The sequence below is a fragment of the Nocardia asiatica NBRC 100129 genome (assembly GCF_000308415.1).
Taxonomy (GTDB): domain Bacteria; phylum Actinomycetota; class Actinomycetes; order Mycobacteriales; family Mycobacteriaceae; genus Nocardia; species Nocardia asiatica.
In genome coordinates, this window is the sequence record NZ_BAFS01000277.1 from 1 (window position 1) to 21,939 (window position 21,939).

Annotated in this window: 22 protein-coding genes and 1 pseudogene; 9 read left to right on the forward strand and 14 right to left on the reverse strand. The window is 68.8% G+C overall.

The annotated features are described in order from the left end of the window. Window positions 1-287: winged helix-turn-helix transcriptional regulator (locus tag ON27_RS26525; RefSeq protein ID WP_043733650.1), on the forward strand; the 287-nt coding region annotated here is incomplete at its 5' end. Window positions 288-330: 43 nt separating this feature from the next. Beyond that, window positions 331-759, forward strand: a complete 429-nt coding sequence (locus ON27_RS26530) for a PPOX class F420-dependent oxidoreductase (protein WP_051047017.1) — start codon at window positions 331-333, stop codon at window positions 757-759. A 10-nt stretch (window positions 760-769) separates the two neighbouring features. Here the strand turns inward: ON27_RS26530 and ON27_RS26535 are convergent, their stop codons facing one another. Then, entirely contained in the window at window positions 770-1,477 is a 708-nt protein-coding gene (locus ON27_RS26535; protein WP_043733658.1) for a polysaccharide deacetylase family protein, read from the reverse strand. A 128-nt stretch (window positions 1,478-1,605) separates the two neighbouring features. After that, on the reverse strand, window positions 1,606-3,009 hold the full coding sequence (gene lpdA / locus ON27_RS26540) for a dihydrolipoyl dehydrogenase (RefSeq protein ID WP_043733660.1): 1,404 nt from the start codon (window positions 3,007-3,009) through the stop codon (window positions 1,606-1,608). A 131-nt stretch (window positions 3,010-3,140) separates the two neighbouring features. Between lpdA and ON27_RS26545 the strand changes: the two genes are divergently transcribed. Both ON27_RS26545 and ON27_RS26550 read left to right on the forward strand, forming a co-directional pair. Then, a complete protein-coding gene (locus ON27_RS26545) occupies window positions 3,141-4,196 on the forward strand; it encodes an AraC family transcriptional regulator (protein ID WP_051047018.1) in 1,056 nt (351 codons plus the stop codon). Window positions 4,197-4,325: 129 nt separating this feature from the next. Then, window positions 4,326-5,350, forward strand: a pseudogene (locus tag ON27_RS26550) (NADP-dependent oxidoreductase). Between the two features lie 32 nt (window positions 5,351-5,382). Here the strand turns inward: ON27_RS26550 and ON27_RS45905 are convergent. From ON27_RS45905 to ON27_RS26565, 3 genes are all read right to left on the reverse strand, one after another. After that, window positions 5,383-5,757, reverse strand: coding sequence for a hypothetical protein (locus ON27_RS45905; RefSeq protein ID WP_043733664.1), 375 nt, complete (start codon window positions 5,755-5,757; stop codon window positions 5,383-5,385). A 73-nt stretch (window positions 5,758-5,830) separates the two neighbouring features. Continuing rightward, on the reverse strand, window positions 5,831-6,205 hold the full coding sequence (locus tag ON27_RS26560) for a hypothetical protein (RefSeq protein WP_043733666.1): 375 nt from the start codon (window positions 6,203-6,205) through the stop codon (window positions 5,831-5,833). A gap of 148 nt (window positions 6,206-6,353) precedes the next feature. Then, window positions 6,354-7,328 carry a dipeptidase gene (locus ON27_RS26565; protein WP_043733669.1) on the reverse strand — a complete coding sequence of 325 codons (975 nt, stop codon included), beginning with the start codon at window positions 7,326-7,328 and terminating at the stop codon, window positions 6,354-6,356. Window positions 7,329-7,548: 220 nt separating this feature from the next. On the opposite strand from ON27_RS26565, the gene ON27_RS26570 reads away from it, so the two are divergent. Next, entirely contained in the window at window positions 7,549-8,091 is a 543-nt protein-coding gene (locus tag ON27_RS26570) for an AMIN-like domain-containing (lipo)protein (protein ID WP_043733750.1), read from the forward strand. A gap of 33 nt (window positions 8,092-8,124) precedes the next feature. Further along, on the forward strand, window positions 8,125-10,182 hold the full coding sequence (locus ON27_RS26575; RefSeq protein ID WP_043733671.1) for a prolyl oligopeptidase family serine peptidase: 2,058 nt from the start codon (window positions 8,125-8,127) through the stop codon (window positions 10,180-10,182). Between the two features lie 31 nt (window positions 10,183-10,213). Here the strand turns inward: ON27_RS26575 and ON27_RS26580 are convergent, their stop codons facing one another. The 4 genes from ON27_RS26580 to ON27_RS26595 form a co-directional block, all read right to left on the reverse strand. After that, window positions 10,214-11,071 (reverse strand): alpha/beta hydrolase family protein, encoded by an 858-nt coding sequence (locus ON27_RS26580; RefSeq protein WP_043733673.1) that lies wholly within the window; start codon window positions 11,069-11,071, stop codon window positions 10,214-10,216. Between the two features lie 48 nt (window positions 11,072-11,119). Continuing rightward, window positions 11,120-11,752, reverse strand: coding sequence for a TetR/AcrR family transcriptional regulator (locus ON27_RS26585; protein WP_245560162.1), 633 nt, complete (start codon window positions 11,750-11,752; stop codon window positions 11,120-11,122). 325 nt (window positions 11,753-12,077) lie between these two features. Further along, window positions 12,078-12,884 (reverse strand): HAD-IIA family hydrolase, encoded by an 807-nt coding sequence (locus tag ON27_RS26590; protein WP_043733676.1) that lies wholly within the window; start codon window positions 12,882-12,884, stop codon window positions 12,078-12,080. 80 nt (window positions 12,885-12,964) lie between these two features. Next, on the reverse strand, window positions 12,965-13,417 hold the full coding sequence (locus tag ON27_RS26595; RefSeq protein WP_245560172.1) for a MarR family winged helix-turn-helix transcriptional regulator: 453 nt from the start codon (window positions 13,415-13,417) through the stop codon (window positions 12,965-12,967). Between the two features lie 101 nt (window positions 13,418-13,518). Here ON27_RS26595 and ON27_RS26600 point away from each other — a divergent pair, with 101 nt between their 5' ends. Then, window positions 13,519-14,538: an SMP-30/gluconolactonase/LRE family protein gene (locus tag ON27_RS26600; protein ID WP_245560174.1), complete on the forward strand. Its 1,020-nt coding sequence runs from the start codon at window positions 13,519-13,521 to the stop codon at window positions 14,536-14,538. Between the two features lie 74 nt (window positions 14,539-14,612). Here ON27_RS26600 and groL read toward each other — a convergent pair whose 3' ends face one another. Next, a complete protein-coding gene (groL, locus tag ON27_RS26605; protein ID WP_043733757.1) occupies window positions 14,613-16,238 on the reverse strand; it encodes a chaperonin GroEL in 1,626 nt (541 codons plus the stop codon). 223 nt (window positions 16,239-16,461) lie between these two features. Further along, entirely contained in the window at window positions 16,462-16,755 is a 294-nt protein-coding gene (locus ON27_RS26610) for a hypothetical protein (protein ID WP_043733678.1), read from the reverse strand. Between the two features lie 190 nt (window positions 16,756-16,945). Between ON27_RS26610 and ON27_RS26615 the strand changes: the two genes are divergently transcribed. Together ON27_RS26615 and ON27_RS26620 are read left to right on the forward strand one after the other, a co-directional pair. Beyond that, complete coding sequence (locus ON27_RS26615; protein WP_083887827.1) at window positions 16,946-19,003, forward strand: NAD(+) synthase; 2,058 nt, start codon at window positions 16,946-16,948, stop codon at window positions 19,001-19,003. A gap of 62 nt (window positions 19,004-19,065) precedes the next feature. Further along, window positions 19,066-19,740, forward strand: a complete 675-nt coding sequence (locus tag ON27_RS26620; protein WP_043733680.1) for a suppressor of fused domain protein — start codon at window positions 19,066-19,068, stop codon at window positions 19,738-19,740. On the opposite strand, the gene ON27_RS26625 is transcribed toward ON27_RS26620, so the two are convergent. From ON27_RS26625 to ON27_RS26635, 3 genes are all read right to left on the reverse strand, one after another. After that, window positions 19,741-19,971: a hypothetical protein gene (locus tag ON27_RS26625; protein WP_043733682.1), complete on the reverse strand. Its 231-nt coding sequence runs from the start codon at window positions 19,969-19,971 to the stop codon at window positions 19,741-19,743. Between the two features lie 7 nt (window positions 19,972-19,978). Beyond that, a complete protein-coding gene (locus ON27_RS26630) occupies window positions 19,979-20,704 on the reverse strand; it encodes a Clp protease N-terminal domain-containing protein (protein ID WP_043733684.1) in 726 nt (241 codons plus the stop codon). Between the two features lie 77 nt (window positions 20,705-20,781). Further along, window positions 20,782-21,870 (reverse strand): NAD(P)/FAD-dependent oxidoreductase, encoded by a 1,089-nt coding sequence (locus tag ON27_RS26635; protein ID WP_043733685.1) that lies wholly within the window; start codon window positions 21,868-21,870, stop codon window positions 20,782-20,784. Window positions 21,871-21,939: the final 69 nt, after the last annotated feature.

Here is a 21,939-nt window from a genome sequence, read left to right on the forward strand (position 1 = left end):
GGGGCACCCTGGCGCTGGTCGCGCTGCGCGAAGGCCCCTACCGTTTCAGCGCTCTGCGCAGGCGGGTCGAGGGCGTGAGCGAGCGCATGCTGTCGCAGACCCTCCAGGCCTTGGAACGCGACGGCATGGTGCATCGGGAAGTGCTGGAGACGATCCCGCCGCGGGTCGAGTACACCCTCACGGAACTGGGCGCGGAGGTTGCCGCGCACCTCGAGGCACTGATCCAGGTGCTGGAAACCAACATGCCGCGCGTGCGCGAGGCCCAAGCGGCCTACCACCGCGATTGAACCGCGCCGGGAAGAGACCGGCGTCACCCCGGGTTACACGGGCATGGAACTCGCCGCCGCAATAGATTTCGCGCGTGACCACCGCCGGTCCGTGCTCACCACGATCCGCCGCAACGGACGCCCGCAACTGTCCAACGTGCTGCACGTCGTCGGGGCCGACGGCCGCATTCGCATCTCCATCACCGCCGACCGGGCGAAGTATCACAACCTCGTGCGCGACCCGTGGGCGGCGCTGCACGTGACTCGCGAGGACTTCTTCGCCTACGCCGTGCTCGAAGGCACGGTGGAACTCACCCCCGTGGCCGCCGCACCCGACGATCCCACCGTCGACGCGCTCGTGGACTACTACCGCACCGCCAACGGCGAGCATCCCGACTGGGACGAGTACCGCGAAGCGATGGTCACCGATCGCCGCGCGTTGGTCCTGTTCACCCCGACGCACGCCTACGGCATGCTCCCGCCCGCGAACTGAATCCCGAGCCTCAGCGGGACATCAGATCCGACACGGTGACGAATTCGTAGCCCGCGGCCCGCAATTCGGCGACGATGCGGGGAATGGCGGCGATCGAGGGATCGGCGTGCCCGTGCATGACGTGCAGCAGGACGATCGAACCGGGGCGGACTTTGCCGAGGGTCTCGGCGACGATGTCGTCCGCGCCGGCGTCCACCCGGCCCGAATCGGGCTCGACGTCCCACGTCACGGTGACCCGGTCGTGCTCGGCGAGGTAGCGCGGCAGCACCCACAGTTTCTTGCCGTAGGGCGGGCGGAAGGTGATCGGGCCCGTGTAACCGGTCTTCCTGATCTCGGCGTCCGTGCCCTCGACTTCCTCGCGGACCGTGCCGGGCGTGACGAAGACCATCCGCCGATGGGTGTAGGTGTGGTTGCCGATCTCGTGGCCCGCCGCGGCGATCGCCCTGCCGTGCTCGGGGTGCGCGGCCAGATCACGGCCGTTCAGATAGAAAGTGGCCGGAACCTGCGCGTCGGCGAGCACTTTCAACACTTCCGGCGCACGCTCGGACGGGCCGTCGTCCAGGGTCAGCGCGACCACTCTCGCGTCGGTGTGCACCCGGCTGACCACGTGCCCGGCCAATTGGAAGGTGCGCGCTTTCATCAAGTAGAAGGTGCCCGTCCCCAGCAGCACCACCACGACGAGCACCGGCACACTTCCGATCAGCCACCTGCGAAACATGCACGCTGTATAGCAGATCGTCCGCGCCGACGCCGACCGGCGACCACCCTACCCGCGCGGAAACCCATTGCCCGGCAGAGGAAAAGGGCGTGCGGTCGAGGACCGCACGCCCTTTCTCCGTAACCGGATCAGAAGTTGATCATGTGGCCGGCCAGGCCGTGTAAGGCTTCCTGGAGGGCCTCGCTGAGCGTCGGGTGGGTGTGCACATTGCGCGTCAACTCGTTGACCGTCAGGTCCCACTTCTGCGCGAGGGTGAGCTCGGGCAGCAGCTCCGACACATCCGGACCGATGAGGTGCCCGCCGATCAGCTCGCCGTACTTCGCGTCGGCGACCAGCTTGACGAAACCGGTCGGGTCGCCCAAGCCGTGCGCCTTGCCGTTGGCGGTGAACGGGAAGGTCGCCACCTTCACGTCGTAGCCCTCGTCGCGCGCCTGCTGCTCGGTCAGACCGAAGCTGGCGACCTGCGGCTGACAGAATGTGGCGCGCGGCATCATCCGATAGTCGCCCAGGGTGACGGTCTCCGCACCCGCGATGGTCTCGGCCGCGACCACACCTTGGGCCTCCGCGACGTGCGCGAGCTGCAGCTTGCCGGTGACGTCGCCGATCGCGTAGATGTGCGGCACGTTGGTGCGCATGTAGTCATCGATCCCGATCGCGCCGCGATCGGTGACCTGCACGCCGGTGGACTCCAAGCCATAGCCGTCGACGCGCGGCGCGAACCCGACCGCCTGCAGGACCTTGTCGACGGTGACGGTCTCGACCGAACCGGACTTGTTGTCCTTGATCGACACGGTGACCTTGGCGCCGTCGTCCTCGATGGACTGCACGGCCGCACCGGTGGTGATGGTGATGCCGAGCTTCTTGTACTGCTTGGTGATCTCCTTGGAGACGTCCGCGTCCTCGTTGGGCAGCGCGCGATCGAGGAACTCCACGATGCGCACGTCGACGCCGTAGTTCTTCAGCACGTAGCCGAACTCCATGCCGATCGCGCCCGCGCCGACGATGAGGATCGAGCCGGGCAGATCGCGGGTGAGGATCTGCTCCTCGTAGGTGACCACGTTGGCGCTGAGCCGGGTGCCGGGCAGCAGCTTGGTGACGGTGCCCGCCGCGATGATCGCGTTGTCGAAGGTGACCGTCTCGGTGCCGCCCTTGGAGAGCTCGACCGAGAGCGAGTTCGGGCCGGTGAAGGTGCCCTTGCCGTCGAACTCGTCGATCTTGTTCTTCTTCATCAGGAAGTGGACGCCCTTGACCCGGCCGTCGGCGACCTTGCGGCTGCGGTCGAAGGCGACCCCGAAGTCGAAGTTCACCTCACCGGAGATGCCGAAGGTCTTCGCCTCCTTGGTGAAGATGTGGGCGAGTTCGGCGTTGCGCAGCAGCGCCTTGGACGGGATGCAGCCCACGTTCAGGCACACACCGCCCCAGTATTTCTGCTCGACGATCGCTGTTCGCAGGCCGAGTTGAGCGGCGCGGATCGCGGCGACGTATCCGCCGGGACCAGCACCGAGAACGACGACATCGTAGTGGGAAGTCACGAACCGAGCCTAACTCTGTAGCGGGGAGTTCACCCACCCATCCCCCACCACAGTGAGGCGTGGACCACACAGCGCCGGAAACTTCCAGTCAGCGGGAAGAACGGGGCGCATCCGTGGGGTTAGCATGCCGCGTGAACAGCCGTGGCGACCAGCATTCGGCACCCTCGCCCGCCGCTTCGCCGCATCCGCTGGACGGGACCGCCTCCACGCACCTGACGCGACTGGTGCGCGACGCCGCCCGAGCCGCGGGAGTCGGAGCCGACCGCTTGGCCGCCGTCACCGGCACCGACGACATCGCGCTCGCCAGCGAACTGAACCGGATACCGCTGCCGTCCCTGCTGCGACTGTGGGAATTGCTCACCCAGACCGCGTCAGGGCCCGGCGCCGGGCTCGCCGTCGCCGCCGCCGCACCCCTCGGCACCCTGACCACCTGGGATTATCTGGTCACCAACGGGCGGACGCTGGTGGATTCCCTCCGCGCGGCCCAGCCGTATCACCGCTTGGTCACCGCGGCCGCCGAACGCCTCGACCTGAACGACGACGGCGGACTGACCGTCGCCTTCCACACCACCGCGCCGGACCCGGCGGCCACGGTGATCGCCGAATACGTGCTCGCCTATTACCTGCGCCGGGCCCGCGAGGCCACGGGCCGTCTCGTGGTTCCCACGCGAGTCACCTTCAGCGGTCCCGCACCGGCCGAGCACCGGGTTCTCACCGAGGCCTTCGGCACCGCCCGCATCGACTTCGACGCCGCTTCCGACGCGATCACCTTCGCCGAGGCCGACGCCCGCGCACCGCTGGTGCACGCCGATCCCCGGCTGGCCGACCTGCTGCGCAGTCACGCCGACTTGGTGCTCGCCACCGCCCGGCCGCTGCCGGTACCGCTGGAGGCGTTCCGGATCGCGCTCGCCGCGGCGATCGATGAGGGCGAGCCGTCGCTGGCCGCCGTCGCCCGCCGCCTGACCGTGAGCACCCGCACGTTGCAGCGCCAGCTGGCCGAGCAGGACACGACATGGCGCCAGGAATACGACCTCGCCCGTTACGAGCAGGCGCGCGCCTTGCTCGCCGAGGGCCGCCTGACCACGGCCGCGATCGCGAGACGACTCGGATACACCGACGATCGGGCGTTACGCAAGGCGTATCACCGGTGGAGCGGATCGTCCCCGTCACAAGCGCGAGAGAGATAGGGCAGACCATGCCCCGGTGAAGGGCGGCGCGTCCGGACCGGTTGATGGCGGCGCGGGACCTGGGAGCGGAAGCGGAGCGCTCATAGCGTCATCTGCACCGCATCGCATCCATTCGGAAAGGCACCCGTCATGACCGAGACCACCTCGCCCCTCCCGACCGCCGCGCGTGAGATCCACCTCGCCGCGCGGCCGGTCGGCGCGCCGGCCGCCGCGAATTTCGCCCTGGTCGAACGGCCGATCCCCGCCCTTGCCGACGGACAGATCCTGGTGCGCAACACCTGGATGTCCGTCGACCCGTACATGCGCGGCCGGATGGACGACCGCCCCTCCTATATCCCGCCGTTCCAGGTGGGCGCGGTCATGGAGGGCTCGGCGCTGGGCGAGGTGATCACGTCGGCCGCCGCGGCCGTTCCGGTGGGCGCCACCGTTACCCACTTCGCCGGATGGCGCGACTACGCGGTGGTCGACGCCGCCACCGCCACACCCGTGGACACCTCGCTCGCCGCACCGCAGCACTACCTCGGCGCGCTCGGCACCACCGGCCTGACCGCGTACGCGGCGCTGACCGACGTGGCGCGGGTCGAGCCGGGCGACACCGTGTTCGTCTCCGCGGCGGCGGGCGCGGTCGGCAGCGTGGCGGGCCAGATCGCCAAGGCGCTCGGAGCGGGGCGGGTCATCGGGTCGGCGGGCGGCGCGGCCAAGACCGCCCTGCTGCTCGATGAGTTCGGCTTCGACGCCGCCGTCGACTACCGGCGAGGTGATCTCGCGGGACAGTTGACGGCGGTCGCTCCTGAAGGCATCGATGTGTACCTCGACAGCGTCGGCGCCGAACACCTGCGCGTCGCGGTGGAGGCCATGCGCCCCCGGGGCCGCGTCGCGCTGGTCGGCGCCATCAGCGGCTACAACGGCGCGAACGCGGACCCTGGCCCGGACCTGTACCTGGCCGCGATCAAGGAAATTTCTCTGCGCGGCATGCTGGTCAGCAGCTATTTTCCGATCTTCGGCGAGTACATCGCCAAAGCCGCGGGCTGGCTGGCCGACGGCACCCTGCGCACCGGCAGACCGTGTACGACGGTCTGGACCAGGCCCCCGCCGCCTTCCTCGGCGTGCTCTCCGGAGCCAACATCGGCAAGATGCTGGTCCGCCTGGCGTGATCACCCCTCGACGCCAACCGCACTGATCGGATTCAGGACAGCAGGCGGTCACAGATACTGGCGTCGGCGCCGCGACCATATGCCCGCTCGATATCGGAGTAATCCGGATCGACCTTGTCCAGGTAATACGGGACAAGGGCGGCCTCGACGCTACCGCACACCCATTTCTCGCCGGTGTCGCTGTTTTCCATTTGGAAGGTGATCATGTGCCAACCGGCCAACGGGGCACCCGCCGAGGCCGTACATTCCCGCCCTTTCACGGATCCGAAGTGCGGTTGGTCGAGCGTGTACTTGCACGTGTAGGTCGGCAGGGCTTGCGCCGCGGCGGTGGGTGTGGTGGCCAGACCGGCGGCAGCGGCCAGCAGGATCGCGGGCAGCCCGAGGCGGAGAAGGGAGGTTGTGATCATCGCGGTTCTCGTCCTGAATCGAAATCGGTGACTAGGGGAAGCGGTTCGCGCGTGCATTGCCGGCGGCGCGCGGTCAGATCGGGCGGCAGTTGCTCGCGTCCACCCCGGCGTTGAGCACCTGTTCCGCGTCGTTCTGCGACATGCCCGGGTGAATCGGATTGTCGAAGTACACGAACGCGCCACCGCATTCCCATTTCTCACCGGTGACGCTGTTCTCCATCCGGACGGGGTGGAAATATATGTCATCCAGCGGGGCGCCCGGCGACGCCGTGCACTTGCGCCCTTTCATCGAGTTCAATACCACGAAGTAATGCTCGATCGGCGTGTACTTGCACGTATAAGTCGGCAGTGGGGGTTGCGCCGTGGCAGTGGGCGCGGTCACCGAACCGGCGACAGCGGCCAGCACGAGCGCGGGCAGCCCCAGCAGGGCGAGACGGGTTGTGATCATCGAGGCTCCTGTTCGAAATCGAATCACCGTCGATGGGAACGACTGTCGGGCATCGCAATCCGGGATCATGAAATCCCTGGATACACCGCCGGTTTCGCGATCACCCTCACCGATCGGACTTAAAGGATCCTTAACGACCGGTAAATCGTCAGTCCCGCCACACCTGCGCGGCGACTCGCCGGAAATTCTCACCGAAGACCGCCGCCCGATCCGCAGGGGTGAATCCACGCCGGACCAGCGCCGCATCGAGGCCGGGCAGGTCGGCGGCGCCGAGCAGGTCTTCCGGCGGAACCCACTGCAAAGGGCCCCATTTCGTGTACGCCTCGGAGAAGGCGTCGGGATTCTGCCGCATTTCGGCGTTGAAGTCCTCGGCGTCGAAGGAGTAGTCCGAGCCGATCCCGATGTGCTCGATCCCGACCAGTTCGGCGCCGTACTCGATGTGCCGCGCCATCGCCTCGATCCGCTCCGCGCGCTCGCCCGCGGCATTGCGACCCAGGAAGATCCCGACGCCGTTGATTCCGATCACGCCGCCGGTCGCCGCGCAGGCTCGCGCCTGTTCGTCGGTGATGTTGCGCGGATGCTCCCACAGGGCGGCGAAGTTCGAGTGACTGTAGATCATCGGGACGACGCTCAACTCGGCCAGCTCCAGCCCGGTGCGCCGGGAGCAGTGCGAGCCGTCGGCGAACATCCCGACTTCGTTGAGGGCGTGGACGAGGTCGCGCCCGTAACCGGTGAGGCCGGTGTCCTCGGTGTCCAGGCACCCGCAGCCCGCGGCGTTGGCGTGGTTGTAGGCAGGCAGCAGCGAGCGCACGCCGAGGTCGTAGAACCGCGCGACGTTGTCCAGATCGCCTCCGAGCGGTCCGGCGTCCTCCAGATCGAACGCCAGCGCGACGACGCCGGGCGCCCCGATGTCGTCGACGCCGTGGACCAGGCGAAACCGTCCGTCCGCCGACGCTTCCCGGCGAAAACGGTGCAGCAGCGCCAGGGAGTCCGCGGTCGACTGACGGGAATAGCCGACGTTCACCGACAGGTACGTTCCGGCGGGGTAGCGCGCGAGGTCGCCGATGCGCGCGGCGGGCGACAGCGGTAGGCAGCAGTGCTGTTCCCAGAGAAACGGTGGCAACCTGAGGCCTCCTGGTCGGATCGGTACCGGATCAGCGATCCTACTGTCCGAGCCGGACGCACCTCGTCGCGCAGCAAACCCCGAGCCGCCAGAGTGGCGCGAACTGCCCGAGTTACCCGGCTAATCAATGGATTTCGGCTTTCAACCCGCGTAACGGCGCGATCCCGGCCTGCGATGCATGTTGTACATCAATCCCCTGTGCCCCGAAGGCGGTGCGACCATGCGTCGCTTGCTTCTGCTGTTCTCATCCCTCGTGACATTCGCCGGCCTCTGGATCGCGCCCGCTCCCGCGTCCGCCGCCCCGGAATGCGCCTCCGGTTGGGGTTCCATCCCCAAGGTGAGCCGTGCGCAAACGCTCGCCCCGCTGACCGGCGTGCGCGCCGGACGGCACGAATGCTTCGACCGCCTGGTCTTCGACGTCGCAGGTCCGGCGCCGGGGTACCACGTCGGCTACGTCGAGCGGGTGGTCATGGACGGCTCCGGGGCGCCCGTCCCGCTGCGCGGCGGGGCGTTCCTGAGCATCACCGTCAACGCGCCCAGCTACGACGACGCGTTCACCCCCACCTACAACCCCGGCAACCGGGCCGAACTCGCCGACGTGCGGGACTACCGCACCTTCCGTCAGGTGGCCTGGGCCGGCTCCTTCGAAGGCCAGACCACGGTCGGCCTCGGCACGCGCGCCCGGTTGCCGGTCAAGGTGCACACTCTCGCCGGGCCGGGCAGCGGATCGCGCGTGGTGGTCGACGTGGCACACACCTGGTGACCCCGCTGCGCGCGGTTCGGCGACAATGTGGGGATGAGCGGCATCGAGCGGAATGTGACCGACCCCTACCTGTGGCTCGAAGAAGTGACCGACGAGCGCGCCTTGAACTGGGCCCGCGCGCACAATTCCGTCGTGCGCGCCCGGTTCGCCGACTCCGATCGCTTCCGTGAGCTGGAGCGGCGCATCCTCGACATGCTCGACACCGACACGAAGATCGCCTACCCGGCGCGTCGCGGCCGGTGGCTCTACAACTTCTGGCGCGACGCCGCGCACCCGCGCGGCCTGTGGCGGCGCACCACCTTCGCCGAGTACGCCGAGGACACGCCGGACTGGGACGTGCTGATCGACCTGGACGCGCTGGCCGCCGCCGAAGAGGAGAACTGGGTGTGGGGCGGGGCCGCCGTGCTGCGCCCGGAACAGTCCCGCGCGCTGATCAGCCTGTCGCGCGGCGGTGCGGACGCGAAGGTGGTCCGCGAGTTCGACCTCGAGCGCAGGGTGTTCCTCGATCCGGCCGACGGCGGGTACTTCCTGCCCGAGGCGAAGTCGGAGATCCGCTGGATCGATATCGACTCGGTGTACGTGGGCACCGACTTCGGTCCCGGCTCGCTGACCGACTCGGGGTATCCGCGCATCGCGAAACTGTGGCGCCGCGGCACCCCCTTGACCGAGGCGAAGACCGTCTTCGAGGGCGAGCCCGGCGACGTCGCGGTCTCGGCGGGCTACGACCGCACACCGGGTTACGAGCGGCACTACATCGGCCGCGCCACCGACTTCTTCAACGAAGAGGTCTACCTGCTCGCCGACGACGGCACGCTGCGTCATCTCGACATCCCCAGCGACGCCAGCGAGTCCTGGTACAAGGACTGGCTGCTGGTGCGGCTGAAGTCGCCGTGGGAGGTCGGCGGCGCGAACTATCCCGCGGGTGCGCTGCTGGCCGCCGACTTCGAGAAGTTCCTGGGCGGCGCACGGGATTTCGAGGTTCTCTTCACTCCCGACGCGCACACCTCGCTGCACGGCTACGGCTGGACCGAGAACCACCTGCTGCTGGTCACCCTCGAGGACGTGCAGACCAAGCTCTACGTGCTGACCCCCGGCGCGGACGGCTGGCGGCGCGCGCCACTGGCCGACACCCCGCCGATGGCCACCACCAGCGTGCTCAATCTCGACCCGCTGGAGGGCGGCGACGAGTTCATGCTGAACACCAGCGGTTTCACCACACCGTCCACGCTGCTGGCCGGCGCGGTCAGCGGCCGCACCGAGCGGCTCAAGCAGGAACCCGGCTTCTTCGACGCCGACGGGGTCGAGACCGAGCAGTTCTTCGCCCGGTCCGATGACGGCACGCCGGTGCCGTACTTCGTGATCCGCCATCGCGACCGCGGTGACGGTCCGGGGCCGACGGTGATGTCCGGCTACGGCGGCTTCGAAGTGTCGCGCACCCCCGCCTACAGCGGCGCCTCGGGCATGGGGTGGCTGGAGCGCGGCGGAACCTGGGTGATGACGAACATCCGCGGCGGCGGCGAGTACGGCCCGCAGTGGCACACTTCCGTGCAGAAAGCCAACCGGCACAAGGTGTACGAGGACTTCTCCTCGATCGCCAAGGATCTCGTCGCGCGCGGCATCACCACCGCCGACCGGCTCGGCGCGGTCGGGGGCAGCAACGGCGGACTGCTCATGGGCGTGATGCTGACCCGCTACCCCGAATTGTTCGGTGCGCTCGTCTGCCAGGTGCCCCTGCTGGACATGAAGCGCTACCACCTGCTGCTGGCAGGCGCGTCCTGGATGGCCGAGTACGGCGACCCGGACAAGCCGGAGGAGTGGGCATACATCAGCGCGTACTCCCCGTACCAGAACGCTCGCGCCGACCGCGCCTACCCGCCGATCCTGCTCACCACCTCGACCAGGGACGACCGGGTGCATCCCGGCCACGCCCGCAAGATGGCGGCGCTGCTGGAAGAACAGGGCCACGAGTTCTGGTATCACGAGAACATCGAAGGCGGCCACGGCGGCGCGGCGGACAACAAGCAGTCGGCGTTCCAGGCGGCGCTGATCTACGAGTTCTTCACGCAGATGCTGATCGAGCGGCACGCCTGACCGGTGGGCGCGCGGCCCCGGCGGGGCAGGCCTAGCGGTCGCGCAACCACTTCTCGATCTGGTCGACGGTGCTGCCGTACTGCCGGATCCAGCCGTTGTGGCCCAGCGGTTCGGGTTGCCGCCAGCGCGTCACCTCGGCGTTGGGCAGTTTCTCCAGCAGGTGATCGGCGGAGCTGGGCGGAGTGAGGTCGTCGCCGGTCATCGTGATGGACAGCACCGGCAGCCGCAGCCGCGCGATGCGCTCCTCGTAGTCGATGTCCGCGCCGACCGGCACGAACCGGCCGGTGCGCGCCAGCCGGGCCCAGTCCGAGATCAGCACCTTGGATTGGCGGCCGAAACCCATCGTGACCCGGTCGCCGGGCCAGAAGCCCGCCAGGCTGGCGGTCAGCGAGATCGCGGCGGTGCCCACCAGCATGCCCGGGCCCGAAAGCCCCCGATAGCCACGGTAATAAGGGGTTCCGGACGCGATCAGGATCAGCCCGCCCAGCCTGCCTCGGATGCGGGCCGCGTACATGACCCCGAGTTGTCCGCCCATGCTGTGCCCGAGCAGGTACGGCGTACTGTCCGGGAACTGCTCGCGGACCACCTCGAAGATCGCCGGGAAGTCCACCGAGACCAGCTCGTGGTAGCCGAAGGTGCTGGCGGCGCTGGGCTTCGGCCTGCTGTCGCCGTTGCCGCGCATCTCCCCGATGGCCACGTCGAACCCGCGCGCAGCCAAGGCCGAGGCGAACAGTTCGTAGTAGCCCGCCGGCACGCCGAGGCCGGGCACGATCACCAGGACCGGGCGCGGTGCGTCCGGGGTGACCGTATGCCGGTGCACCCCCTCGGCGGGGACCAAACGCACCGGAACCGTGGTGCCGTCCGGCATCTGGATCGGAACTGTTTGCATCCCCGCACGCTACCGCGCACCCGGCCCCCGGACTCGCAGGCCGGAACGCTATGCGCGAACCGCGCCGATGATCACCCTGCTCATGACCCGGATCACGTCGTCGAGCGGTGGGCGCGGGTCCGCGCCGCTCCACGAGTCCACCACGTAGTTGACCGCGCCGATTATGGCGAGCATCCGCATCTCGTAGTCGCCGGTGGGGATCTCGCCGTGCAGCGCGGCGTCTTCGGCGGCGCCGGCCAGCAGCGAACCCCATTCCCGGCGCACCGCGAGGCGGAACTTCTCCACCTTCGGGCCCGCGCCGACCACTTCGACCAGGGCGACGCGCGCTTTGCGCGGATCGGATCCGATGGATTCGACGTAGGCGCGCACGGCGGCGTCGATGACGTCCAGCGACTTGGCGCCGGACTGAGCGTCCAGCGCCTTCTTCACCGCGTCCCGCGACTCCCGGTCGATCTGCTCGTACAGCTCTAGGAGTAGCGACTCACGACCGGTGAATTCTTCGTAGAACTGCCGCGAGGACAGTCCGGCGTCCTTGCAGATGGCGCCGACCGAACTATTGGCGTAGCCGTCTCGCGCGAAGACCGTCAGGCCTGACTCCAGAAAACGCGCACGCCGCTGACGCTGCCGGTCCTCCACGGGTTGCCCGGCATACATTCGACCCGTATTCGCATCCTGTGACATCGGGGCAGACAATACAGAAGGGCCCGAACTCATCGTCAGGGATCGGGCCCTTCGTTACAACCGTCGGCCGAACAGGAGTTAGCCGAAAGTTGGCTGAGCAGTTGCTACCTCATTGGTCGGTCGCCGAGCCGAAGCCCGGCGACCATAGTAGTTTGCGTACAAGCACGCTCATCAGCGAATGGAGCATCCGACAACTCCGATCTGTCCGTGAAACATTCCTTGTCACTGGCTATTTGCCGGAACAGACGATACCTAGCGAGGTTGCGATCGCGGGCAATTTTAGAGGGAATCGGTAGAACTTTTTATTTCCATTCCGATTAGTCGGTTACGGCGGGTTCGCCCGCTCTGTCGGATCGGCCAGGAATTCCGGCAGCGCGGCCACCGAATCGATCACGTGATCCGGCGCGCGGTCGGCCGACGCGAGAACTCCGGGCCGGAATTTGCCGGTGCGCACCAGGACCCCCGTCAACCCGGCGTCCTGCGCCGCGAGCACATCCGAGTACAGGTCGTCGCCGATCATCATGACCTGCGCCGGGTCCAGCCGCATCAGCGCCGCGGCGGTCCGGAAACCGGACGCCGCGGGCTTGCCCACCACCTCGATGCGCGCATTGCCCGCCGCCTCCAGGCCGGGCAGGTACACGCCCGCGTCGACGCGAAGCCCTTCGGCCGTCGCCCAGGTCAGCCCGCTGTGCATGGCGACCACCGGCACACCCTCCAGCATCAGTTCCACCACGCGACTCAGCGCCGAATGGGTGAATTCCGGTCCCGCTCCACCGATCACGACCACGCCCGGCTGATCGGCGTCGAGCGTCAAACCGGTGAGGTCCGCCTCGATGTCACCGTGATTGAGCACCCAGACGGCGGCGTCCGGGTAGCGACCGCGCACGAACTCGGCGGTGAGGCGTGCGGCAGTGACGATCTCGGCGGCGTCCACTTCGATGCCGCTGTCGCACAGGCGTCGCGCGATCTCGGCGCAGGTTCGCGAGGTGGTGTTGGTCAGGAAGGCCCGGCGCAGTCCGCGCTCGCCGACCCGGCGCACCGCGTCGGCGGCGCCCGCGATCTCCTGCCAGGAGGTCACCAGGACGCCGTCGATGTCGTAGAGCACGCCTCGGATCCGACCGCGGTCAGGCATGGCTTCAGCGTACGGCCACAGGGCGAGCGTTCGCGGGCGGTGCGACGATCGCGGTGTGGCCGACTCGACCTCGGCCGCGACTAAGGGGCCGGATCGGGACGGATCGAGTCCAGCCGGTCGGCACACCGAGTGAGCAACTCCTGCAGCGTGGCTCGCTCGGCAGCGGTGAACTCCTCGGCCAGAGCGCGTTCGACACGGATCGCGCGCACGTCCGCGTCGTGCATGAGCGCCGCGCCCTTGTCGGTCAGCGTGGTCTCCAAGACGTTCTTGTGCCACGGATGCGGAGTGCGCTCGATGAGACCTCGGTCCTGCAGATTGCCCAGCACGGTGTTCATCGAGGGCGGGGTGACGCCACAGAGCCGGGCCAGGGCGGCAGCCGAGATCCCCGGGTTCTCGGCGAGGAACAGCAGCGCGGCGTACTGCGGGACGGTCACGCCCGCCGGCTTCAACGCGGCGTTCTTGGCCACGTTGAGGGACTGCTCGGCGCGTTTGAGATACGAGCCGATCCGTTCGGCGGCGGGCATCGACGTCATATGCGCATGGTATCCGCCCGCATTTTTATTCGAGTCTTGCTTATCATTAGAGTTCTAATATACATTCGCGTCTACTAGTCCATGTGCACACGTTCGATCGCATGATCTCGAAGAGGTACTCCATGCCCCACGCCCTGCCCCGCCGCCTGCTGTCGAGCCTGGCCGCCGCGAGCGCCTGCCTCGCGCTCGCGGCCTGCGGCACGAGCCACGCTCCCGGCGCCGCCGTCCACACCGTCTACGAACTGCCGGGCGAGCGCGTCTACCCCGAGGGCATCGCGGTGGACGCGCGCACCGGGGACAGCTACGTCGGCTCCTACGCCACCGGCGCGGTCTACCGCGCGACAGCGAACGCGCACCGAGCCGAGGTCTTCCTGCCCGAAGGCGCGAGCGGCCACAAGACCGCCAACGGCTTGAAGGTCGACGCGGCCGGTCGGCTCTGGGTCACCGACTCGACCACCGGAGTCGCGGTATACGACATCGCGACTCGCGCCCTGCTCGCCGATCTCACGGTGCCCGGCGCCGAGCCGCGCTTCGTGAACGATCTGGCCATCACGCCGGACGGCACCGCGTACCTCACCGACAGCATGCGGGCGGTGGTCTATCGCGTCACTCCGGAGCAACTGGCCGCCGCGCGGGCACAAGGCGGGCGCGGCGAATTGACCCCGCGATTCGACCTGCGCTCGGCGCTGCCGCCGATCGGGCCGGGCGAGTTCAGCCTCAACGGCATAGTCGCCGATCCGGCGGGCCGTTACCTGCTCACCGTCGACATGCCACGCGGCGGCCTGTACCGCATCGCCTTGACCGGAGAAGCGAGCCCGATCGGCGAAGTCGCCCTCCATGGCGGCGATCTCCGGCAGGGCGACGGACTCGAACTGCGCGACGGAACCCTCTGGGCCGCGCACAACACCACCAACACGATCAGCCGCTGGACCATCTCCGACGACGGCGCCACCGCGACACTCGCACAGCAGCGCACCGACGAAAAGCTGGCCATCCCCACCACCCTGGCCCGCGCCGGTGACCGAACCCTGATCGTCTCCTCCCAATTCGACAAGGGCGGCCCGATGGGGCCCGGCACCCCGAAGACGCCGTTCGCGGTCGTCACCTCGGACGGGATCTGACCGAAAAGCCGGAAGCCGGCCCACCTCGCGGTGGACCGGCTTCCAGTTCGAACTGTGCTGCCTGGCGGCCGGACTCAGAAGTCCATGCCGCCCATGCCACCGGTCGGGTCGCCGGCGGGAGCGGCGGCCTTCTCCGGCTTGTCGGCGACAACGGCCTCCGTGGTCAGGAACAGAGCCGCGATCGAAGCCGCGTTCTGCAGCGCCGAACGGGTGACCTTGACCGGGTCGGCGACACCGGCGGCCAGCAGGTCCTCGTACTCGCCCGAGTCGGCGTTCAGGCCGTGACCCGCGGGCAGGTTCGACACCTTCTCGGCGACCACGCCGGGCTCGAGGCCCGCGTTGAACGCGATCTGCTTCAGCGGAGCCGACAGCGCCACCTTCACGATGTTCGCACCGGTGGCCTCGTCACCGGCGAGCTTCAGCTCCTCCAGCGCCGGAGCCGACTGCAGCAGGGCCACGCCACCACCGGCGACGATGCCCTCCTCGACGGCCGCCTTCGCGTTGCGCACAGCGTCCTCGATGCGGTGCTTACGCTCCTTGAGCTCCACCTCGGTGGCCGCGCCCGCCTTGATCACCGCGACGCCACCAGCCAGCTTGGCCAGCCGCTCCTGCAGCTTCTCCCGGTCGTAGTCCGAGTCGGAGTTCTCGATCTCGCCACGGATCTGCTGCACCCGGCCCTTGATGGCCTCCGGGTCACCAGCACCCTCGACGATGGTGGTCTCGTCCTTGGTGACGACGACCTTGCGCGCCTGGCCGAGCAGCTCGAGGCCCGCGTTCTCCAGCGACAGGCCCACCTCTTCGGTGATGACCTCGCCACCGGTCAGGATGCCGATGTCGGCCAGCTGCGCCTTGCGGCGATCGCCGAAGCCGGGCGCCTTGACGGCGACGGACTTGAAGGTACCGCGGATCTTGTTCACGACCAGGGTCGACAGGGCCTCACCCTCGACGTCCTCGGCGATGATCAGCAGCGGCTTGCCGGCCTGGATGACCTTCTCCAGCAGCGGCAGCAGGTCCTTGACGGTGGAGACCTTCGAGCCGACCAGCAGGATGTACGGGTCCTCGAGGACCGCTTCCTGACGCTCCGGGTCGGTGACGAAGTAGCCGGAGATGTACCCCTTGTCGAAGCGCATGCCCTCGGTGAGCTCCAGCTGGAGACCGAAGGTGTTGCTCTCCTCGACGGTGATGACGCCTTCCTTGCCGACCTTGTCCATGGCCTCGGCGATCAGCTCACCGATGGACGCGTCGCCGGCCGAGATACCGGCGGTGGCGGCGATCTGCTCCTTGGTCTCGACCTCCTTGGCGGTGTCGAGCAGCTTGGCGGTGACGGCCTCGACGGCCTTCTCGATGCCGCGCTTCAGGCCCAGCGGGTTCGCGCCGGCCGCGACGTTGCGCAGGCCCTCGCGCACCAGCGCCTGGGCGAGCACGGTCGCGGTGGTGGTGCCGTCGCCCGCGACGTCGTCGGTCTTCTTGGCGACTTCCTTGACCAGCTCGGCGCCGATCTTCTCGTACGGGTCCTCCAGCTCGATCTCCTTGGCGATGGACACACCATCGTTGGTGATCGTGGGGGCGCCCCACTTCTTCTCCAGGACAACGTTGCGACCCTTGGGGCCCAGCGTCACCTTGACCGCGTCGGCGAGGCTGTTCAGGCCCCGCTCGAGGCCGCGGCGGGCCTCTTCGTCATACGCAATTGTCTTGGCCATGGCGTTGTTGAGATCCTCCATGTGTATGGCTGACACACAGGACGACCGCCGGTTGGGTCGCCCCAGTTACGCTGGCCAGGTTCGGTGCCCGCGACGGACGACCGAGGGTGTCTACGGAACCCGGTCTCACCGTCCCGACCTGGCACTCACAGGTCGAGAGTGCCAAGAGCATTTTTAGCACTCAAGGGTGGCGAGTGCAAGGTCCGGCCGCGCCGCCGCGCCGCTAATGGCGGTCGTCGACGCGCAGCACCAGCGCGACGAAGGCGTCGGTGCGGCGCTCCTCGGGGGTGCGCGGCTCCCCCTCCTCGACGGTGACGAGTTCGGCGTCGTGCAGCAGCAGCTCCGCCTCCACCCGCATGATGGCGCGAATGAACGGCGGAGCGACGTCCGGCGGTAGGTCGCCGTTCACCACGTAACTGCCGTCCGGTTGGGACTCGGTGGACACATACGAAAGCGCGCGCAGCAGATCTGCGCGCCGTTCCCCCGCTATTAGGTCGGAATCCATTTCATCCGCCATTGCTATAGCTTAGCCGCCGACGGTTCCCGTCTTCGGCCGGACGATTCGCCGCGCCCGGCTCGGGCGACGAAGACGCAGATAACGGAACCCCCGCACCGACGGACGCAGCCGCGACAGCGCGCCGCCGCGCCGCTCGGGGCGTAGATTCCGACTGGACCATGATCGATCCCAGCCCGGAAGGGGACGCAGGGTGGCCGACCTGCCGTTCGATTCGCTCTACCGGCACGGCTTCGCCCGGGTGGCGGTCGCGGTGCCCAGGGTGCGGGTGGCCGACCCCGCCTACAACGTGGAGCAGACCGTGGAACTGGCCGCGCAGGCCGCCGCCGACGGCGCGGTGCTGACGGTGTTCCCCGAGCTGGGCTTGTCCTCCTACACCGCCGACGACCTGTTCCACCAGGACGCGCTGGACGCCGCCGTCGAGGCCGCGCTCGAGCGCGTCGTCGCGGCGAGCACCGACATCGACACGGTGCTCGTGGTGGGCGCCCCGATACGGGCACAGGGCCGGTTGTTCAATTGCGCGATCGCCATCTGCCGCGGCCTCGTGCTGGGTGTGGCCCCGAAGAGTTACCTGCCGAACTATCGCGAGTTCTACGAGACGCGCCAGTTCGCGGCGGCGCGGGAGGTGCTGGAGGATCACGTCACGGTGGCCGGGCACCGCGCGCCGTTCGGGTCCGATCTGCTTTTTCGCGCGAACAACCTGGACGATTTCGTCTTCCACCTGGAGATCTGTGAGGACGGGTGGGTGCCGCTGCCGCCCAGCGGGTTCGCCGCGCTGGCCGGGGCGACCGTGCTGGTCAACTTGTCCGCGAGCAATATCGTGATCGGGAAGGCCGACTACCGGCGGTCGCTGTGCACCTCCCATTCGGCGCGCTATCTCGCCGCGTACCTGTACTCCGCGGCGGGGCACGGCGAGTCCACCACCGATCTCGCCTGGGACGGGCAAGCGCTGATCTGCGAGAACGGCGACCTGCTCGCCGAGGGCGAGCGGTTCTGCGATCATCCCCAGCTGATCACCGCCGACTTGGACCTGCGCCGCCTCGCCGCCGATCGCCTGCGCACCACCAGCTTCGCCGACAATGTGCACGACCACCGGGAACGGCTGGTCGCGATGCGGCGCGTCGACGTGCGGCTGCCCGTCCCCGAGGGCACGGTCCCGCTGCGCCGCGAGATCGAGCGCTTCCCCTACGTTCCCGCCGACCCGGCCGTGCGCAACGAGCGCTGCGCCGAGGTGCACCACATCCAAGTCGAGGGATTGAGCACCCGTCTGCGCGCCACCGGGCTCGAGCGCGTGGTGCTCGGGGTGTCCGGCGGGCTGGACTCCACCCAGGCGCTGATCGTGGCGGCCAAGGCGATGGATCGGCTCGGCCTGCCGCGGTCGAACGTGCTGGCCTACACCATGCCCGGCTTCGCGACCAGCACCAGGACCAGGACCGACGCGCACCGCCTGATGGCCGCCCTCGGCGTCACGGCGCGCGAGATCGACATCCGCCCCTCGGCCACCCAGATGCTGCGCGACCTCGGCCATCCGGCCGCCGACGGCGCGCCGGTGTACGACATCACCTACGAGAACGTGCAGGCGGGCGAGCGCACCTCGCACCTGTTCCGGCTGGCCAACCTGCACGGCGCGCTGGTGGTCGGGACCGGCGACCTCAGCGAGCTCGCGCTGGGCTGGTGCACGTTCGGCGTCGGCGACCACATGGCGCACTACAGCGTCAACGCCTCGGTGCCCAAGACGCTGATCAAGTACTTGATCGCCTGGGCGGCGGACACCGAGCAGCTCGGCCCCGAAGCGGGCGACGTACTGTCGTCGATCCTGCGCACCGAGATCTCCCCCGAACTCGTCCCGCACGCCGACTCCTCCGCGCCCGCCCAGAGTTCGGAGGCCACTGTCGGCCCGTACGAGTTGCAGGACTTCCACCTCTACTACGTGCTGCGCTTCGGCTACCTGCCCAGCCGCGTCGCGTACCTGGCCAGGCACGCCTGGTCGGATGCGGCGACCGGCCGCTGGCCCGACCTCGTCCCCGCCGACCAGCGCAACGCCTACGACCTCGCGACGATCAAGCACTGGCTCGGCGAGTTCCTGCTGCGCTTCGTGCAGACCAGTCAGTTCAAGCGTTCGACGCTGCCCAACGCGCCGAAAGTCGGCTCCGGCGGTTCGCTCTCGCCGCGCGGCGATTGGCGTGCGCCCAGCGACGCCTCGGCGGCGGCGTGGCTGGCCGAGCTCGCCCGCAACGTCCCCGATGCCTGACCCCGTCCTGAGCGGACGACGCCCTCGCGTACGGCCGATTGCGCCGTGCCTATGGTGACTGGGTGAGTGAGAAACCCGGCTGGGATGCCATCGATGCGGCATTGCGGCCGCTGTACGGCGACATCGAGCCCTTCCACTGGGCGTCCGACCATCCGTGGTCCCTCGGCGGCGCGGACCCGCTCGACGGGATCAGCGCCTATCCCCGCACCGACCCGGTGCCGCACTGGCACTACGTCAGCTATGGGATGACTGAGCTGTACGAGAAGGAATGGGACAACCCAGCGGAGTCCGGGTGGGGCTTCGAATTCACCTTCCGGTTGGCGCGCGAGCCCGGCGACACCGAACCGCCCGTGTGGCCGGCGAACTTCGTGCAGAACCTCGCCCGTTACGTCTTCCAGTCCGGCAAGTGGTTCGAACCGGGGCACACCATCAAAGCGAACGGTCCGATCGCGGCGGGCCACGCGGACTGCACCAATCACGCCGTCTGTTTCACGACCGACCCGGAACTGGGAGCCATCGACAGCCCGCACGGCCGCGTGGTGTTCCTGCAAGTCGTCGGGCTGACCATGCCGGAGTACCGCGCGGCCCAGGGCGGACGCGGCCTCGCGCTGCTCGCCGAGCTGCAATCGCGACTACCCCTGTACATCACCGACATCCATCGCGAGCCTTTGGTCGCCGAGCCGAAGCCGCAGGCTCGGTGGCCGCGATGGGGCGGTGGCCTGGCCGGTCGGGGGTGATCAGGCCGCCTGCACCACCTTTCGTTCGAACGCGGCGGTGGGGCGTGGTCCGGGAATCCCGGCTCCCCGGGTGCGCAACGCCCGGCGCCGCCGCGCCCGTGCGGCCCGCGCACCGCGCAACCCGTTGACCACGTTGCGAATGCGGTGACTCCGGGACGCGCGCCGGGACAGGCCGACCACCAGCAAGGTCACCGCGAAAGCGATCCCCGCGCGGGACTTTCCGCCGCTCATCGCGGAATCAGGGTTTCCCCGGCGTGATGGAGGCGAGCAGTTCGACCAGATGCGTCTCGGCGCGCGCCTTGTCGACGCCGAGATCGCTGAGCAGGCCGGCGCCGTTCTCCTGTTCCAGCAGTGCGAGCAGGATGTGCTCGGTGCCGACGTAGTTGTGCCCCAGCCGGAGCGCCTCGCGGAAGGTGAGCTCGAGAACCTTCTTGGCCTCCGCGCCGAACGGGATCAGCGCGGGAATATCGTCCGCGCTCGGCGGCAGGGACGCGGAGGCCGCGGCGGCGAGCACGTCCACGGCGACGCCTTGATCGAGCAGTTCGCGCACCGCGAGCCCCTCCGGCTCGGAGAGCAGGCCCAGCACCAGGTGCCCGAGGGCGATCTCACGATTGCCCGCCGTGCGCGCGGCCTCCTGTGCCGCCACCACGACCGCCCGCGCTCGCGGGGTGAAACGAGCGAACCCGGTATTGGGGTCCATGGCCGCCGCGGCGGCCGGATCGGGCACTTTCGGTACGAAGCGCTTCTGCGCGGCCTGCTTGGTGACGCCCATGCTGGCCCCGATGTCGGTCCAGGAGGCGCCGGAGCGCCGGGCCTGGTCGACGAAGTGACCGATCAGGTGATCGGCCACTTCGCCGAGGTGATCGCCCACGACCACGGCGTCGGACAGCTGCTCGAGCACGTTGTCGGGACGGGCCTTCTTGATGCCTTCGATCAGGTCGTCGAGGCGGAATTGTGATGTCATGCGTCAACGATAGGTTGACGATGAGCAATCGTCAACCATTGGTTGACGGTACTGCTCGGATCAGCTGACCGGCATTCTCAGGGACGCGCCGCCCAGGCCGCGCTCCGCACGATGCGCTCCTTCACCCAGGCCGCCGTCCGCCCGGTCAGCACCGTCCGGGCTGGTGCGTCGTCGGCGCGCACGGCTTGCACGACCCCATCCCGGCGACCGAGGCTCAGGCACTGGAGCACATACCGGAAGCGGAATTCTTCCGGCTCACGGCCGCACATCCGGGCCACTACGGCGTCGGCCGCGTACTTGCCGGTGGGCAGCGCCGTGGCACACGCCATCCGCAGATCGCGCCCGCCCGGCCCCGCGATGACGGCCGCGTCCCCCGCGGCGTAGATGTCCGGATGCGACACCGAACGCAGGGTGGCGTCGGTCAGCACGCGGCCGTCGGAATCCACCGCCAAGCCGGACCGGGCGGCGAGGTCGGGCACGCGGAATCCGGTGGTCCACACCGTCGCCGCGGCCTCGACCAACGACCCGTCGGCCAAACGCGGGCCCCCAGGCGAGACCTCGATCACCTTGGCTCCGGAGCGGATCTCCACCCCGAGACGCTCCAGCGTCCGCCGGATGTGCGCCTGTGCCCGCGGCGACAGCCAGGCGCCCGGCTCCTCCGACCCGATCAGCAGCACCCGAGTGCCCGCACGCGATTCGGCCAGTTCCGCCGCCAGTTCGATGCCGGTCGCCCCGGACCCGACGACCGCCACCGGTCCGCCCGGCGTGGGCAGAGCGCGCACATCCTCCAGCGTCGCCACCGAACAGGCGTGTTCGGCGACGCCGGGAACGCTCTCGACATCGGCGATGCTGCCGAGGGCGTAGATCAGGCTGTCGTATTCGAGGGCCCGCGCCGAGTCCATGACCACGCGCTTCGCGGCCGTATCGATGTCGGTCACCCGGTCGTTCACGAAGTCGATCCGCTTGCGCTCCAGCGATTCCCGCAGGTCCCAGGTGGGAATGTGCTGCCCGGCCGCCTGCTGGTGCAGCCGTACCCGCTCGACGAACGACGTGTGGGCGTCCACCACGGTGATCCGTGCGTCCCGTGCCGTGCGAGCGAGCCTGCGGGCGGCCGCGAGCCCCGCGTACCCCGCGCCGAGAACGACGACCCGATGCTGTCCGGTCATGATGTGGCTCCTTTCGATCGGCCATCACCCTTCAGACCGGACAGCCCCCCGGAACCTGACAGATCAGAG